Below are 15,282 nucleotides of genomic sequence, written 5' to 3'. Positions count from 1 at the left end.
TTTAGGATATACTTATAGTTTCAAGTATAGAATCATACACTTCACGGATACGCATGATATTATCAGGAGAATGTATACTATAAGATGGTACAATTTCCAGGAAGCTCATTGCTGATTGAAAGTAGGTCCTTAGGTACTGCTTAGAATTAAGACCCGGAAGTAATATCTCCTCCATCAACACAGCAAAAGCATCTGTTCTTTTTATGGTGGTGATTATTTGTTCGGGTTCAGGTATTCTTGAATCTATAAAGAACACGGCGGCGGTCTGTCGGGGAGGAGCATCAACGGTAGATACTTGCTGGTTGAAATAAAATTTTTCCGGGATATTATCCGATTCTGCAGCCTGTTTCCAGTCAGTGGGTAATTCGAATACACGTTTAAGGTTTATCCAGGGAATAGACCAGGCAGTTGCGATGTCTGGATTAATCTTCAAAGATGTTTCTCCCTGAGATACCCAAAAAGAGCTATGTTCATGATGCAACATAGCATAGTCATCACACCATATCGCGTGTCCATTAAGGTGGAAATAGGTAGCCAGCGTAGATTTACCAGCTCCCTTTTTGCCTATGAATAGAACTACTTTATCATTGATGCACATGGCCGATGCATGTAAGCAAAAAAAGCCCTGCTCCTGCAGGCAGAACTTCGTTATATTTCCCCGAATTAATGATTGGACTGATTGCTGAGAGGTTCCACTTGTAAAGTGATAGAGAACGTTTTTACCTGCTGATAAAATAAGGAAACTCACCCCGGGTTTTTGGTCATCGTGATATTCAAACAGGAAACACTTCTTGTTATCAGAGGTGTTTCCTGAATAAATATTTTCGCCAAAAGTTGCTAAAGAAGAAGAGCGTTTAAGCGTATTAAATACGATGCTCTCCTTCAGTTCAGCAAAATCGGCATCATTTAAATTAGTAAATGTTATAGCAGAATGCAAAATTGTTCAATTGATTATGAGGCATAAGTATTTGTACCGCCATCAGCTGTTGGCGACTGAGCGACATTCGTATTTGTTACCTCTCCAATTTTTCCAAGATCTTTTAATTCTGGCGACTGATAAACTTTTTTTTCTCCGTGTGTCGTTACTTCTTTTTGCATAAATTTTTTTTTAGAGTTAATAAAATTATTAAGAATGGTAATTTTTCCATGACAAAACATATAAAACAGGTAAAATATTGTGGAGGGATGTAGATGACTGCCCGGGAGCTCTGATTGCTGCCAACAGGCGCTGGACATCTATTTTTCCAGTTAAAAAATCACCTGATTCCGATATTTTTTTTTCCAGTATATTTTGTATTTCCCGTGTTTTTAGGTTTTGAGAAAGAGGATTTCCAAAAAGAATTGTTTTGGGCCTCCTTACTATTTCCTCCGGCAGGTAGGGTATCATGGCCATGCGTAGCAATGACTTTTTATATAATAAATGTGGGGGGAGTGCAAGTATAAAAAGTAGCAACTCTAATGAAAAAAATGGCTGTCTTACCTTTATTCTACTGCCGGTAAAACCTGGGTGGGAGGTCTCAAATAACCAGGACCAGTAAGAGCTTCCTGACATAGCGAAATTAGAACGCATGGAAGTGCCATCTTTATTTGGTTTTAATGGCGTATAGTCTCCGGGAAAGAAAGAGGAATCGCACCAGGAGGGCATAGCCATGTTTGTAATGGGATCTTTCTTCGTCCATTTTTTTATTTTTTTTCCGACTGTCCTGAAAAAGCTGCCAAATGTTTTATAGAACATCAGATCATCCAGATAGGGTTGAATGAAGTATCCTTGAGCTGTGAGCCTGTGACGTGAATGTGGCTCATGCTCAAACAATGGGTCTCCTCCAAAGCCTGTTAAATATATTCTTGAAAAAGCCGCTGCATCAGTAAGTATTTGAGATTCTGCTGTTGCATTTGGTATGGCAACTGGTTCGGGAATCCAGGAAGTTATAGGCTGCACAACATTTTTAACATAGTCCTCTGCAATGTATTGTTGGATCGGTATTTTAAGATGGCTGGCCGTGAGCTGTCCAAAATATCCTTCCTTTTCGCTTACGAGATGTCGGTAGCCAATATTAAATGATACGATGGTATGATTGCTTCCGTAGTTGTCGTCCAACACTTTTTTCACGGTAGCCGTTATTGATGAGCTGTCCATACCACCGCTTAGTGAACAGGCTATTTTATCGGAACGGGTACGGTCTTTAATAGAATGCTCAAATAAACGATAGAAGTGGCTCACATATTCCTTGGTCGTTTTATAGCGGATGGGTTTGATACTGGAAGGAATTTCCCAATAGCAACTGATATGAATTTCTCCGTTTTTATAAATCAATTTGTGCGCCGGCGGAAGTTTTTTGATCTTTTTGTAGATTGTTTGATCGAAGCTTCTGTTTGCCCCATTCGTCAAATAATCCCGCAATACATCATCCTCCAATTCAGACATCAGATTTGGGATGTCTTTAAGAGCGCTGTAAAAATTTGTGAAAAGAAAGCGTTCATCAAGTTGCGTATAATAAAAAGGGATCAGACCAAAATGATCCCGGGCACAAAAAAGATAGCTTGTCTGTTCATTCCAGATAGCAAAAGCGTAATCTCCGGAAATATGCTGCAGACAGTCCTCGCCCCAATGTTTATATGCATAAAGGATAAGGTAGGAATCGGGGGTGGTATTGGTGATGGCGTCAAAGTATGGGATAAGTTCTCTCACCAGTTCTATACGTTTATCCAAGCGGACGTCTCCTACAATCCGGAGATTTTCATCAACGGTAAAAGGGAGTTGTTCTTCTTCCGTATCATCGGAGGTTTTAAGCCAGCCAAACCGCAAATCAACTTGCACACTCCGCCATGCCCCCAGGAAGTCATTGCAACAGGATACAATGGCCGCTGTAGAAATGTCCAGCAATGCCGCATCGTCTTTTTGGAGCTGAGAAGATATTATTCCAATGAATCCGCTCATTTAAATTTCAGAATAGCGTTTAGTTTACCCGCTGGTAAAACGAAATAATTAGCAATGATGGAAGGGTGGTCATTTAAAAGAGCCCCTTCTTTTTCTAACCATGCATGAGCATCAAACTTTCCCTTATTTTGAGTTATCCCAATTTTGAGCTCCGAAGAAATGCCTCTTCTGCGTAGTAAGAAACGCATGACCAGTGACTGAGATAAGCATCGTCCCTTTAAAAGAGGCAACTGGTTCATCTGATTAAAGATGGTTGCATATTTGTCCAGAATGGCCACTCTTTCGTTGTAATCCGGCGGGGGAACTTTTTTCGCGAAAAAAGAAAGCAGTCTTTCGGTCGTTTTCAAGCTTGTAAAACGAAGGCTTACTTCTGTTAAGATAGTAAGTATACGAGCCCGGAAGTACATCCGATCGTATGCTCTCAAGGATCTGTTTAAGTCAGTTAAATCACGCTCTGAATACATCAGTAAATAATAATTAGTTCAGCTTTTTCAAGCTCGTCTATTAATCGGCTGATATCCTCCTGAAGCCTTTCTGTACTTACTTCATATTCCTCTTGCAGGATATTGAGGGCAAATGTGTATTCCTGCTCTTCAGATAATAATTCCCAGAAGCGTTTTCCTACTTGATCGAGTTCATAAAAACGCTCTGTGTTTAAATTCAGAATGACAATACCAGCACCCATTTCCCGAACAACAGTGTTTTCGGATATTTTTATTTTTTTTTCTAAACCGGTCATTAATATTAATGTTTTAAGGGGCTTAAGTGCACACTAAAATGACGATGACAATGATTGATAGTCCTTAATGGTTTAGTCTGACAATAAAGATAGGTGGTAATAATTTTAAATCGTAATGCGCTTAAAGCATCTCGTTATCTCTCAAGATAGTATTATGATAGTCTTTAAATTGTTTAGCTCTCTACTATTATATATACTTACGTCTTATATTGAGGTGAAATTATGATCCATGCATTCTTAACATCTTCAACAAAAAATAAAATCCTTCACAAATAGGCTGCACGTATTTTGGGGCATGGAATATTCTCTACACAAATTAGCTAAACTTTCTGATATTTCCCAACGTTTCAACCGTATCCGATTTTTCGGTAAAAGGTTTAAAAAAAGCCCTGATATCAATTAAGACACCAAGGCTTTAAAGCTGCGGAGAAGAAGGGATTCGAACCCTTGAAGCCCTTTCAAGCTTACACACTTTCCAGGCGTGCCGGTTCAACCACTCCCGCACTTCTCCGATTATCTTTCCCTGAGTAAAAATGGAAAGGTTGTTTTTTCCAATTCAGGGTTGCAAAGATAATCCTTTAGTTTATATTTCAAAAAAAAGTTTAATTCTTGTCGTAAAGCTTCCATATGCCTGCTCCTAAAAGCCCACCCACAATAGGTCCTACAATAAATACCCAGAGATTGGATAGTGCTTGTCCGCCTACAAAAATAGCTGGTCCGATACTGCGGGCCGGGTTAACAGATACCCCTGTTACCGGGATGCCTACAATGTGAATCATGGTAAGGCACAAGCCAATGGCGAGGCCTGCGAAGGCTCCATTCCCATTGTTTTTACTGGTACTGCCATGTACTACTACGAGGAAGATAGTAGTTAATACTATTTCGGCTACGAGACCAGTCACCAGCGAATAGTGATCTGGTGATCCCTGTTCTACCCCATTTGCGCCTAATCCGTTGGCGGCAAGGGAGTAGTCGGCCTTGCCTTGGGCAATAAAATACAGCACCGCAGAAGCCACAATAGCTCCTATGATTTGAGAAACAATGTACGCGCCTGCATCTTTACCGGATATTTTGCCGGTAGACAACAGGGAAATCGTAATAGCGGGATTAAGATGGCAACCGGAGATATGACCAACAGCATAGGCCATAGTAACTACCGATAACCCAAACGCAAAAGCAATACCCAGGAATCCTACATGTGTGCCGGCTAACACCGCACTGCCACAACCCATAAATACTAAAACAAAAGTGCCAAAAAATTCTGCAATACATTTCTGAGATAATGAAACTGCCATAGAGAGGAAGATTTTGTGGTGATTGGAAATCGGGGAATATGAAATTGGTGATAATTAAATTTACCGCAAATATTCAAGATAAAAAAAAGCGGGAAGCACAACTAAAGTGCTTCCCGCTTGTATAGCTCTGTAAGGAGCTTAATATACTTCGATAGGTGTTAACTCACCACGCAGCGGTGCTTCTATCAGCTTCCGGGTTTCTGCAGGTGATAAGCCCTGTCCCAATACAAACATCAGTTTGGTGACAGCTGCCTCAAAGGTCATATCATGGCCGCTTACCACGCCGATTTCCACAAGATGCTGACTGGTTTCATATTTTCCCAACTCTACAGACCCACCATCACATTGCGTAATATCTACTACCAGTGCACCGTTATCTATTACTTTTTTAATGCTTTCAATAAACCAGGGTTGCGTATTGGTATTGCCGCTACCAAATGTTTCCATGATAACGCCCTTTAGGCCAGACACGCTCAGAGTGGCTTCCACCGCCCTTCTGCTGATGCCAGGAAATAACTTCAGTACCGTAATATTTGTTTCCAGTTCTTTATGCACCTTCAGTGGTTGTGTAGGTGGTGGTAAAATGAACTGGTGCTTGAATTTAATATCAATGCCGGCTTCGGCCAGCGGAGGATAATTCATGGTATAGAATGCCTCGAACTTTTCCGCATTATATTTTTTGGAACGGTTACCTCTGAAAAGGGAGAAGTCAAAATAAATACATACTTCCGGAACCAGGGATATATTAGTGCCGTTATGCCTGCTGCAGGCTATTTCCATGGCAGTAATGATATTCTCCTTGGCATCAGTACGTATTTTACCTATAGGCAGCTGTGAGCCGGTTAAAATAACAGGTTTCGACAGGTTTTCCAGCATAAAGCTCAGTGCAGAGGCAGTAAAAGCCATGGTGTCAGAACCATGCAGAATAACAAACCCATCGTATCGGTCGTATCGGTCCTCAATAATACTGGCCAGTTCTACCCAGATCTCTGGCTGCATGTCTGATGAATCTATAGGCGGATTAAATGCGTACACATAAAAATCGATACCCATCCGGTAGAGTTCCGGTAAATTATTCCGTATTTCGTTGAATCCGATAGGGCGCAGTGCTTTGGTCTTATCATCATAGATCATACCCACTGTACCGCCCGTGTAAATAATCAGTATTTTACTCATTGTGCTAGTAGCCATTGCCTGCAAAGGTATTACCTAAACAGTTAGAGCATTTTGAATAATTTCCGGGCATTGCTGCTTGTTATAGCTGCTACGTCTGCTATTTTTAGATTTTTTATATCTGCCACCTTTTCTCCTGCCAGCGGGAGGTAGGCGCTTTCATTGCGTTTACCCCGGTAAGGTACCGGTGCTAAATAGGGCGCATCTGTTTCCATTATAATGTGCGCCAGGTCTATTTCTTCCAGTAGTTTATCCAACCCTGACTTCTTAAACGTCACAACGCCGCCTATGCCCAGATAGAAGCCCAGGTCAATGATTTCCTTTGCCTCGTCCAACGTGCCGGAAAAACAGTGGAATACACCGCTTAAGCGGCCATCCTGCAAGCCCTTTACTTCGTTGATACATTCCCGTGTGGCTTCCCGGCTATGAATAGATACGGGTAGCTGGTATTCCCTTGCCAGCAGTAATTGTTCCTGGAAGGCCTGGTATTGCTGGGTTAACAGCGACTTATCCCAGTAAAAATCCAGCCCTATTTCCCCGATGGCTTTAAAAGGTCGTTGTTGCAGCCAGGCTTTTACCAGGTCCAGCTGAGCGGCTACGTTCTCCTTTACATAGCAGGGGTGTATCCCCATCATGGCATATATGTGCTCCGGGTGCCTGGCTTCCAGCTCCAGCATCCCTTCTATAGAACTCTCGTCTATATTAGGCAAAAACAGTTGATCTACTCCCGCTGCTATGGCCCGCGTTACCATCTCTTCCCGGTCTGCCTCAAATTCTTCGGAATACAGGTGGGTGTGGGTATCTATCCAGCGCATAATAATTTATTTATTAAATTTGTAATTTCTTTAATATTTAAAGGATATCTTTATACCTACAAAGGTAAAGACCGAAAAACCTAATTGCTAATAAAACCTAAACTATGAAAAGCTATTTCAGTACAAATCGTGTGCTGGCGTGGACCATCACCGGCGTGGCAGTAGCCACTATTTTCTTTGCGTGTAAGAAGGAAGTAACCACAGACACCGCTCCCAACAACGAAACAGATAATAAGACGATTGGCGTGGTGCAACATGAAGCCGTGGTAAGCGCTATGTACAATGATTGGTTCGAAACAGTAGCCAGCGTAGGTATCGACCAGGGTATGTTTACCGGTCGCCAGGCAAATCCCAATGGGACTGAAATGGCGGATGTTCCCAAGCCCTCCTGCCCATCTTCTGAGCTGCTGGATGGTACAGGTGGTACCTGGCCTAAACGCGTAGCAATAGATTTTGGAGAATCCTGCCTTGACAGATTTGGTGTTTATCGCAGTGGCATCCTAAATGTAACGTTCAGCGGCCCGCTTTTCAACCCCGCCTCCACCATCACCGTGGAACCATCCAATTATAAACTCAACGGAAAAGCCGTAGCCGGACGATTTGTGATCAGTAACGCCACCTTCAGCCTTACAGCTGGTATGCAGTATACAACTGAATTAACCGGTGGTAAAATAACACTTGCGGATACACTGATTATCAACTATGCCTGCAAAAAAACGGTGAAACAAATAGCCGGCTTTGAGCTGGACAGGCCATTCAGGAACCTGTCTGATGATGTATACAGTGTAGATGGTACTGCCAGTCTTAGCTATGAGAAAGGGCCCGCTGCAGGCCTTACGGCAACTTTCACCACACAGTCGTCACTTATTAAAGCATGGAGCTGTCAGTATATTTCTAAGGGTAAGCTGAAAGTAGACTTCAACAATGCTTCCGGTGTAATTGATTATGGAGATGGAACGTGCGATGACGTAGCGACTATAACGGTAGGTGATAAAGCGAAAGAAATTAAACTGAAACCATAAATTTTACCTGGTGCTGATACACCTTGTATCAGCACCAGATCATTATACGATCGCAGCCAGTTCATATTTTTGCTTTTTGCAATACTCCAGCACCCGTGGCAGTGCATATTCCAACCGATCCCAGGCCTTGGTGCTGTCATGAAATACCACAATAGAGCCGGGTTGTAATTTAAACACCACATTCTGCACACAGGCTTCCCCGTTGAGTTCCGTGTCAAAATCACCACTCAGCAGATCCCACATAATAATTTTAGCACCCGGAATCTTATTCTTTATCTGACGGATCTGGAAAGGAGTGATCCTGCCATAAGGAGGCCGGAATAGCGGGGAGGGAATATACTTAGCAGCTTCCAGCACATTTTCCAGGTATTTTTCTGTATTTGTTTTCCAGCCGTTCAGATGATTGTGTGTATGGTTGCCGGTAGCATGGCCCGCTTCCAGTATCTGCTGGTAAATGGTCGGGTGCTCCACCACATTTTTACCGATACAGAAAAAAGTTCCTTTCGCATCATATTTGGCCAGCTGTTCCAGCACAAAGGGTGTTGCCTGTGGATGCGGGCCATCGTCAAAAGTGAGGTATACTTTGTTGCCGGCCGGAGACATATTCCAGACACAGCTTTTATACAGGGCTTTCAGGATGCCGGGTGTTTTAGTAAGATAGAACATAGCGCAATGGTGCTTGATACTGCAATATACTTAATGTGTGAAAGCGGGATATCGTATTAAAAAATTTTAATCTTCCGCATTTCTCCCCTCATGAATCACTGGGAGCTAAACGCTAAATCCTTATCTTTGTCGCCTATGGATCACAAAAAAGTAAGAGTGCGTTTTGCGCCCAGTCCTACTGGTGGCCTACATCTTGGAGGTGTACGCACTGTATTGTTCAACTATTTGTTTGCAAAACAGCACAAAGGCGATTTTGTGCTGCGTATTGAAGATACTGACCAAACCCGCTATGTTGCTGGTGCGGAAGAGTACATCAGCGAATGTTTGAGCTGGTGTGGCCTCACGCCGGATGAAAGTCCCGCGGTAGGTGGTCCGTATGGTCCTTATCGCCAGAGTGAGCGTAAGCCAATGTATCGCCAGTATGCGGAGCAACTGGTAAAATCCGGTCACGCCTATTATGCTTTCGATACACCGGAAGAACTGGAAAGTATGCGCGAAAGGTTGAAAGGGCCCGACAATCATTCTCCCCAGTACAACCACCTCGTAAGAGAAAAAATGCGTAATTCCCTCACCCTGTCTGATGCAGAAGTACAGGAATTACTGGTGAAGAATACACCGCATGTTATCCGTATTAATATGCCTGCTGATGAAGAACTCACCTTTACCGATCTGGTACGTGGTGAAGTTACTTTTCATACTTCGCAGGTAGATGATAAAGTATTGCTGAAAGCAGACGGTATGCCTACCTATCACCTCGCAGTGGTAGTAGATGATTACCTGATGAAAATTACCCATGCTTTCCGTGGAGAAGAATGGTTGCCATCTGCACCAGTACATCTCCTGCTCTGGAAATACCTGGGCTGGGAAGCTGATATGCCGCAATGGGCGCATCTTCCGCTGATCCTGAAACCTGATGGTAACGGTAAACTCAGCAAACGTGACGGAGATCGTTTAGGCTTCCCCGTATACGCTATGAACTGGACAGATCCCGCCACCCAGGAAGTGACGAAAGGGTTCCGTGAACTGGGCTTCCTGCCGGAAGCATTCATCAATATGCTGGTGATGCTGGGTTGGAATGACGGTACTGAACAGGAAATATTCTCTATAGAGGAACTGATTCAGAAGTTCTCCCTGGAGCGGGTGCATAAAGCCGGCGCCAAATTCGATTACGAAAAAGCCAAATGGTTTAACCATCAGTATATCCACCATAAAGACAACGAAAGCCTGGCAGCCCTTTTCCAACCAGTGCTGGCAGAAAAAGGTGTTAGCGCAGATCCGGCCTATGTAGCCACCGTGGCTGGCCTGGTGAAAGAACGTTGTTACTTCGTGAATGAAATCTGGGACCATGGTTTCTTCTTCTTCCAAAGCCCAACGAGCTATGATGAAGCCGCTGTAAAACCAAAGTGGAATGCTGATAAAGAAGCATTCTTCACTGCCTGGTCTTCACAGCTGGATAGCTTAACCGCTGCTCCTGCGGCAGATCTGGAAGCTGCTTTCAAAGCCCTGGCTGCTGAAAAGAACCTGAAAATGGGCGACGTGCAACTGCCTTTCCGCATCATGCTGACAGGTGGTAAATTCGGACCTCCTGTTTTTGATATTGTAGCTACACTGGGTATAGCGGAAACACGCAACAGGATAGCAAAAGGATTGGAAGCTTTTAAGTAGAATTGTTAGCAATTATATAGATAAAGGCTAAACGATGTGGATCGTTTAGCCTTTATTATTTTGCCAGATTTTTAGGCCGGTGTGAGAGCTGATTAAGTTAAAGTCGCTGTCATTATGCACTACTTCCAGGTCAAAACTCATGGCGTAGAAAGCAATGACACAATCATTACCACTACGAATGGTTACGCCTTTTTTCCGGAGCGCCCTGTATAGTGTTCCGGCTCCCATAGCAGCCATCATGTGAGGTAGTTCCAGTTTGGTATGCCAGCGGAGAATTTCTTTCAGTTTTTTATGCTGGGCATCTTCTTTTATCCCTTGCAAAAACTCTTGTGCAACGATAGGCACAAGTGGCGTCTCAAATCTGTTTTTTAAATAATAAGCTAGCAGAAGGGGTTGTGACGTTTCTTTTTTTCCTGCGTAGTCAATCCAAACGGAGGTGTCAAAGATGAGTGGATTTTTCATGCGCCTCGCATTTCATTCAGATCGCCGTCCCAATAGATCTTGCCTTTCATCGCCAGCAATTCTCTGTTTTTAACACCGAGAATATAATCTCTCAATGCCTTATTCAACACCTCTTCTTGTGTCTTTCCTTTATTAAGCTTCATCGCTTCTTTGATCAACTCAGGATCTAAGTTTACTAAGTTTGCCTGGTTTATACTGGCTCTTGCTTTTGCCATAAAGAATGGTTTATTATTATCAACAAAAATACATAATAATATACACATAAAAAGGCCGGACAGTAATAGTCCGGCCAGTTATTTATTTCAAAAAAGAATAAAAATATTACTTCCCTTTCGCACTCTCTTTCGCCCACGCATCCTTCAGCGTCACTGTTCTGTTGAATACCACTTTTTCTGGTGTACTATCTGGATCCACGGAGAAATATCCTTTACGCAGGAACTGGAAACGTTCACCTGGTTTAGCTTGCAGCAGACCTGGTTCTACAAGCGCTTCTTTGATAACTTGTAAGGAATCCGTATTAATCAGCGTTTTGAAATCGGCTTCTTCTGCAGCTGGATTTTCAGAAGTGAATAAGCGATCGTAGATACGTACTTCAGCAGTAGCAGCATGTGCTGCACTTACCCAGTGAATGGTTCCCTTAACTGTTAAGCCGCTTTGGTCACCACCACTTTTGCTTTCAGGTAAATAGGTAGCGTAGATGGTGGTGATATTACCATCGGCATCTTTATCGAAGCTTTCTCCTTTAATGATATAAGCATTCTTTAAGCGCACCATGTTACCAGGACCGAGACGGAAGAATTTCTTTGGAGGATTTTCCATGAAATCTTCGCGTTCAATATACAGGGTGTTGCTGAAATGCAGGGTACGGGATCCTGCGCTTTCATCTTCCGGGTTATTGTCTGCAGTCATTTCTTCCACCTGTCCTTCCGGATAGTTGGTGATCACCAGTTTAACCGGGTCCAGCACTGCCATTACGCGGTTGGCGGTTTTATTCAGCTCTTCGCGGATACAGAATTCCAGCAGACTCAATTCAATCATCTGGTCGCGTTTCTGTACGCCTACACGTTCGTTGAACATGCGGATGCTGGCAGGTGTATAGCCCCGGCGGCGTAAGCCGCTGATAGTAGGCATACGAGGATCGTCCCAGCCGCTTACATAATTCTCCTCCACCAGTTGTTTGAGTTTTCGTTTACTCATCACCGTATAGGTGAGGTTTAAACGGGAAAACTCGTACTGATGGCTGGGAAATATTTCAAGCTCGTTGATAAACCAATCGTACAGCGGGCGATGTGGAATAAACTCCAGTGTACAGATGGAATGGGTAATATTTTCAATGCTGTCACTCTGGCCGTGGGCGAAGTCGTACATCGGGTAGATGCACCATTTGTCGCCGGTACGGTGGTGATGGGCATGTTTAATACGATACATCAGCGGGTCGCGCATATGCATATTAGGGGAGGCCAGGTCTACTTTGGCGCGGAGGGTTTTTTCTCCGTCTTTGAATTCTCCGTTACGCATACGGGTGAACAGGTCCAGGTTTTCCGCTACAGAGCGGCTTCTGGCTGGAGTAGGCGTGCCTGGAACCGTAGGGCTACCTTTGGCAGCGGCTATTTGTTCCGCAGTGGCGTCTTCTACGTAGGCCAGTCCTTTTTCTATCAACTTTACGGCAAAAGCGTACAATTGCTCGAAATAATCGGAGGCATACAGTTCTTTTTCCCACTCAAATCCCAGCCAGTGGATATCTTCCTTGATAGAATCCACGTATTCGGTGTCTTCTGTTACAGGGTTGGTATCATCGAAGCGGAGATTGGTTTTACCGTTATATTTCTGGGCCAGTCCAAAGTTCAGTGCAATGGATTTGGCATGCCCGATATGCAGGTAGCCATTCGGTTCCGGCGGGAAACGCGTCAGTACACGACCATCATTTACGCCGTTCGCTATGTCTTCTTCAACAATTTGTTCTATAAAGTTGAGGGATCTTTCTTCGCTCATAGTGCTTTTTATCTTGGAGGGCAAATGTACGAAAAAGCGGAAAGCTTATGCTTTCTGCTTTTTCGTACATTTACTTCCTTAATATGATAATTGGTATGGTCAACCCGTTAAATCGTCCTGTTCGTGTATTGGTAGCCAAAGTGGGCCTTGATGGCCATGATCGTGGAGCAAAAGTAATTGCGGCAGCACTGCGGGATGCCGGCATGGAAGTAATATATACCGGCCTGCGTCAAACCCCCGAAATGGTGGTAAATGCCGCCCTGCAGGAAGATGTGGATGCCATTGGCATCAGTATCCTCTCGGGCGCCCATATGACCGTATTCCCCAAGATTATTGCCCAGATGAAGGAAAAAGGGCTGAATGACGTGCTGTTGACCGGTGGGGGCATTATCCCGGATGAAGATATGGCAACCCTCCAGGAAATGGGGGTGGGTAAACTCTTCCCTCCGGGTACCAATACCAAAGATATTTCCGAGTATATCACCAGCTGGGTGGCCGCTCACAGAAATTTTTAAAAATATTTCGGGATCGCCGTAACATTTCTTTAACCGGGTCGTCTTCAGATTAGTAATCCACCAAATCTAAAAAACCACAACCCGTATTATGAATTATAAGTTACTCCCGCTTTCCCTGGTACTGTTGCTGATTGGTTGTAGCGTGTTTGCACAGGATAAGAAAGATTCAGTCAGCACAGCTGCCACTGATACCACGATAGAGAAAACCGTAGAGAAAACAACTGCCTTTACCCTTATTTTTGGAAAATATCCTAAGCACCGGGAAGGGGTATACGTTACCCATGGCGGAGAAGGCCCATTGCTGTCTTTTGGTTCCATGAAGGATAATGGAGAGCATGTCCGTAATATTCCGCGTTTTACGATCTTTTTTAATGTAGGCAGCAATTTCAATAAAGATTTCTCTAAAAACTTCGGCATTTTCACAGGCCTCAATCTTAAAAATATAGGGTTCATCTCCAAACCCACCGATTCCCTGAAGCTGAAACAACGGGTATATACTGTTGGCGTTCCGCTGGGTATTAAGATCGGCGATGTAACCGGAGGCAGCTTTTTCTTTTTTGCCGGCGGTGAAATTGATCTGGCCATTAATTATAAAGAAAAACAATTTGTAGACGGAGACAAGGTCCATAAATTCAACGAATGGTTCAGCGATCGTACACCACTGCTGATGTCTTCTCTTTTCGCCGGAATCAGGGTGAACCCGGGTTTCGGACTGAAAGTACAGTACTACCCCCAGAACTTTTTTAACCAGGACTTCAAAACAAAAGATAAAGGGGGCAACACCGTTTATCCCTATAAAAACCTGGAAGCAAACCTGATTTTTGTAACACTGGGATATAATTTCAGCGGTATCAATTATTTTAAAGTAAAGAAGAAAAGACACTATATGAAAATGAAAAGCGGCAAAGCAGAGTTTGAAGTAAACTATTAAGATAGATAAACGTTATTTTTCGTAACCGGAACTAATTTTTAATTAGTTCCGGTTTTTTTGTCGACAGTCAATAATACCAAAATGAGGAGCAGCTGGCATATACATCTTCCCTGATGCTAAAATGCCGCGATGATAAGCATTGGATTCTCTTCGGATATAGCAGTGAAATATGATAAGGAGCCCTGGACGGCGGGCAGGATAAGCAGCTGGAGGCGGCTATCGGGCTGATTCGTTAGGTTATTGAATATTGCTTAATATTGAGCAACTAAAAATTCGGCCATGTATCAAACCTTAAGCACACAACTGGAGAATAATATCCTGACGATTACGATCAACCGCCCGGAAAAAATGAATGCGCTCAACCAGCAGGTGCTGGCCGAGTTGGCACTGGTGGTAGACGAAATTTATGGTAACAGGGACATCAAAGGAGCTGTTATTACTGGTTCAGGAGAAAAAGCTTTTGTAGCGGGTGCAGATATCAGTGAGTTTCTTACTTTATCAGATAAACAAGGCGAAGAACTGGCCAAGAAGGGCCATGTGATTTTTCAACGGATAGAAAGCTGCCCTAAGCCCATCATAGCTGCCATAAACGGTTTCGCCCTGGGTGGCGGTTGTGAACTGGCAATGGCCTGTCATTTCCGTATAGCCAGCGAAAATGCAAAATTCGGGCAGCCGGAAGTAAACCTGGGCCTGATTCCTGGCTACGGTGGTACTCAGCGCCTTACACAGCTCATTGGCAAAGGCAAAGCGCTGGAACTGATGATGACAGGTGATATGATTACTGCAGCAGAAGCGCAGGCCTGGGGCCTCGTTAATCACGTGGTGAAGCTCGAAGAATTGCTGCCCAAAGCCATTTCCATCTTACAAAAAATACAAACAAAAGCACCACTGGCCATTGCCCGCGTGATTAAATGCGCCAATGCTGCACTGGACAAAAATCAGGACGGATTTGAACTTGAACTGAAGGAATTCGGGGCCTGCTTTGCCACGAAGGATTTACAGGAGGGCGCCGCAGCCTTTATCCAGAAAAGACAAGCGAATTTTAAAGGAGAATAGCTTGCTGCCCTAT

Annotated in this window: 17 protein-coding genes and 1 tRNA gene; 5 read left to right on the top strand and 13 right to left on the bottom strand. The window is 43.7% G+C overall.

Annotation, left to right across the window (positions count from 1 at the left end; genetic code table 11):
• Nucleotide 1: 1 nt before the first annotated feature.
• The 9 genes from AC1DP6_RS00865 to AC1DP6_RS00825 all read right to left on the bottom strand — a co-directional run bounded on the left by AC1DP6_RS00865 (nucleotide 2) and on the right by AC1DP6_RS00825 (nucleotide 6,960).
• Entirely contained in the window at nucleotides 2-937 is a 936-nt protein-coding gene (locus AC1DP6_RS00865) for a P-loop NTPase family protein (RefSeq protein WP_477053181.1), read from the bottom strand.
• Nucleotides 938-951: 14 nt separating this feature from the next.
• The gene (locus AC1DP6_RS00860) at nucleotides 952-1,098 is read right to left on the bottom strand and encodes a hypothetical protein (RefSeq protein WP_477053180.1); all 147 of its coding nucleotides are present in this window, start codon (nucleotides 1,096-1,098) and stop codon (nucleotides 952-954) included.
• 28 nt (nucleotides 1,099-1,126) lie between these two features.
• Nucleotides 1,127-2,818, bottom strand: a complete 1,692-nt coding sequence (locus AC1DP6_RS00855) for an asparagine synthetase B family protein (protein ID WP_477053179.1) — start codon at nucleotides 2,816-2,818, stop codon at nucleotides 1,127-1,129.
• A gap of 116 nt (nucleotides 2,819-2,934) precedes the next feature.
• Nucleotides 2,935-3,363: a lasso peptide biosynthesis B2 protein gene (locus tag AC1DP6_RS00850; protein ID WP_477053178.1), complete on the bottom strand. Its 429-nt coding sequence runs from the start codon at nucleotides 3,361-3,363 to the stop codon at nucleotides 2,935-2,937.
• 38 nt (nucleotides 3,364-3,401) lie between these two features.
• Complete coding sequence (locus tag AC1DP6_RS00845) at nucleotides 3,402-3,677, bottom strand: PqqD family protein (protein WP_477053177.1); 276 nt, start codon at nucleotides 3,675-3,677, stop codon at nucleotides 3,402-3,404.
• A 424-nt stretch (nucleotides 3,678-4,101) separates the two neighbouring features.
• Nucleotides 4,102-4,188, bottom strand: a tRNA-Ser gene (locus AC1DP6_RS00840).
• Nucleotides 4,189-4,279: 91 nt separating this feature from the next.
• Nucleotides 4,280-4,972, bottom strand: coding sequence for an aquaporin Z (aqpZ, locus tag AC1DP6_RS00835; RefSeq protein WP_477053176.1), 693 nt, complete (start codon nucleotides 4,970-4,972; stop codon nucleotides 4,280-4,282).
• Between the two features lie 138 nt (nucleotides 4,973-5,110).
• Nucleotides 5,111-6,163 (bottom strand): asparaginase, encoded by a 1,053-nt coding sequence (locus AC1DP6_RS00830; RefSeq protein WP_477053175.1) that lies wholly within the window; start codon nucleotides 6,161-6,163, stop codon nucleotides 5,111-5,113.
• Between the two features lie 26 nt (nucleotides 6,164-6,189).
• Entirely contained in the window at nucleotides 6,190-6,960 is a 771-nt protein-coding gene (locus tag AC1DP6_RS00825; RefSeq protein WP_477053174.1) for a TatD family hydrolase, read from the bottom strand.
• A gap of 104 nt (nucleotides 6,961-7,064) precedes the next feature.
• On the opposite strand from AC1DP6_RS00825, the gene AC1DP6_RS00820 reads away from it, so the two are divergent.
• A complete protein-coding gene (locus AC1DP6_RS00820; protein WP_477053173.1) occupies nucleotides 7,065-7,982 on the top strand; it encodes a hypothetical protein in 918 nt (305 codons plus the stop codon).
• A 42-nt stretch (nucleotides 7,983-8,024) separates the two neighbouring features.
• Here the strand turns inward: AC1DP6_RS00820 and AC1DP6_RS00815 are convergent, their stop codons facing one another.
• A complete protein-coding gene (locus tag AC1DP6_RS00815; protein ID WP_441573198.1) occupies nucleotides 8,025-8,648 on the bottom strand; it encodes a polysaccharide deacetylase family protein in 624 nt (207 codons plus the stop codon).
• 135 nt (nucleotides 8,649-8,783) lie between these two features.
• On the opposite strand from AC1DP6_RS00815, the gene gltX reads away from it, so the two are divergent.
• Entirely contained in the window at nucleotides 8,784-10,313 is a 1,530-nt protein-coding gene (gltX, locus tag AC1DP6_RS00810; RefSeq protein WP_477053172.1) for a glutamate--tRNA ligase, read from the top strand.
• Nucleotides 10,314-10,358: 45 nt separating this feature from the next.
• On the opposite strand, the gene vapC is transcribed toward gltX, so the two are convergent.
• The 3 genes from vapC to AC1DP6_RS00795 all read right to left on the bottom strand — a co-directional run bounded on the left by vapC (nucleotide 10,359) and on the right by AC1DP6_RS00795 (nucleotide 12,767).
• Nucleotides 10,359-10,775 carry a type II toxin-antitoxin system VapC family toxin gene (gene vapC / locus AC1DP6_RS00805; protein WP_477053171.1) on the bottom strand — a complete coding sequence of 139 codons (417 nt, stop codon included), beginning with the start codon at nucleotides 10,773-10,775 and terminating at the stop codon, nucleotides 10,359-10,361.
• Nucleotides 10,772-10,990, bottom strand: a complete 219-nt coding sequence (locus AC1DP6_RS00800) for a type II toxin-antitoxin system VapB family antitoxin (RefSeq protein WP_477053170.1) — start codon at nucleotides 10,988-10,990, stop codon at nucleotides 10,772-10,774. The genes vapC and AC1DP6_RS00800 overlap by 4 nt, the downstream gene beginning before the upstream one ends.
• A 106-nt stretch (nucleotides 10,991-11,096) precedes the next feature.
• The gene (locus AC1DP6_RS00795) at nucleotides 11,097-12,767 is read right to left on the bottom strand and encodes a glutamine--tRNA ligase/YqeY domain fusion protein (protein ID WP_477053169.1); all 1,671 of its coding nucleotides are present in this window, start codon (nucleotides 12,765-12,767) and stop codon (nucleotides 11,097-11,099) included.
• Between the two features lie 95 nt (nucleotides 12,768-12,862).
• On the opposite strand from AC1DP6_RS00795, the gene AC1DP6_RS00790 reads away from it, so the two are divergent.
• The 3 genes from AC1DP6_RS00790 to AC1DP6_RS00780 all read left to right on the top strand — a co-directional run bounded on the left by AC1DP6_RS00790 (nucleotide 12,863) and on the right by AC1DP6_RS00780 (nucleotide 15,269).
• Nucleotides 12,863-13,282, top strand: a complete 420-nt coding sequence (locus tag AC1DP6_RS00790) for a cobalamin B12-binding domain-containing protein (protein WP_441573203.1) — start codon at nucleotides 12,863-12,865, stop codon at nucleotides 13,280-13,282.
• A gap of 88 nt (nucleotides 13,283-13,370) precedes the next feature.
• A complete protein-coding gene (locus AC1DP6_RS00785; protein ID WP_477053168.1) occupies nucleotides 13,371-14,213 on the top strand; it encodes a hypothetical protein in 843 nt (280 codons plus the stop codon).
• Nucleotides 14,214-14,492: 279 nt separating this feature from the next.
• Nucleotides 14,493-15,269, top strand: coding sequence for an enoyl-CoA hydratase/isomerase family protein (locus AC1DP6_RS00780; RefSeq protein ID WP_477053167.1), 777 nt, complete (start codon nucleotides 14,493-14,495; stop codon nucleotides 15,267-15,269).
• Nucleotides 15,270-15,282: the final 13 nt, after the last annotated feature.

Source organism: Chitinophaga sp. 01L420 (assembly GCF_056399985.1).
The sequence above is the reverse complement of the archived record's forward strand: the minus strand, read 5'-3'. Positions and strand labels throughout refer to the sequence as shown.

Bases quoted from the DNA above. Each gene is read 5' to 3' on its own strand.
- AC1DP6_RS00860 (WP_477053180.1), bottom strand. From the start codon at position 1,098: ATGCAAAAAGAAGTAACGACACACGGAGAAAAAAAAGTTTATCAGTCG.
- AC1DP6_RS00795 (WP_477053169.1), bottom strand. From the start codon at position 12,767: ATGAGCGAAGAAAGATCCCTCAACTTTATAGAACAAATTGTTGAAGAA.
- AC1DP6_RS00815 (WP_441573198.1), bottom strand. From the start codon at position 8,648: ATGTTCTATCTTACTAAAACACCCGGCATCCTGAAAGCCCTGTATAAA.
- aqpZ (WP_477053176.1), bottom strand. From the start codon at position 4,972: ATGGCAGTTTCATTATCTCAGAAATGTATTGCAGAATTTTTTGGCACT.
- AC1DP6_RS00790 (WP_441573203.1), top strand. From the start codon at position 12,863: ATGGTCAACCCGTTAAATCGTCCTGTTCGTGTATTGGTAGCCAAAGTG.
- AC1DP6_RS00830 (WP_477053175.1), bottom strand. From the start codon at position 6,163: ATGGCTACTAGCACAATGAGTAAAATACTGATTATTTACACGGGCGGT.
- vapC (WP_477053171.1), bottom strand. From the start codon at position 10,775: ATGAAAAATCCACTCATCTTTGACACCTCCGTTTGGATTGACTACGCA.
- AC1DP6_RS00800 (WP_477053170.1), bottom strand. From the start codon at position 10,990: ATGGCAAAAGCAAGAGCCAGTATAAACCAGGCAAACTTAGTAAACTTA.
- AC1DP6_RS00845 (WP_477053177.1), bottom strand. From the start codon at position 3,677: ATGACCGGTTTAGAAAAAAAAATAAAAATATCCGAAAACACTGTTGTT.
- AC1DP6_RS00785 (WP_477053168.1), top strand. From the start codon at position 13,371: ATGAATTATAAGTTACTCCCGCTTTCCCTGGTACTGTTGCTGATTGGT.
- gltX (WP_477053172.1), top strand. From the start codon at position 8,784: ATGGATCACAAAAAAGTAAGAGTGCGTTTTGCGCCCAGTCCTACTGGT.
- AC1DP6_RS00820 (WP_477053173.1), top strand. From the start codon at position 7,065: ATGAAAAGCTATTTCAGTACAAATCGTGTGCTGGCGTGGACCATCACC.
- AC1DP6_RS00780 (WP_477053167.1), top strand. From the start codon at position 14,493: ATGTATCAAACCTTAAGCACACAACTGGAGAATAATATCCTGACGATT.
- AC1DP6_RS00825 (WP_477053174.1), bottom strand. From the start codon at position 6,960: ATGCGCTGGATAGATACCCACACCCACCTGTATTCCGAAGAATTTGAG.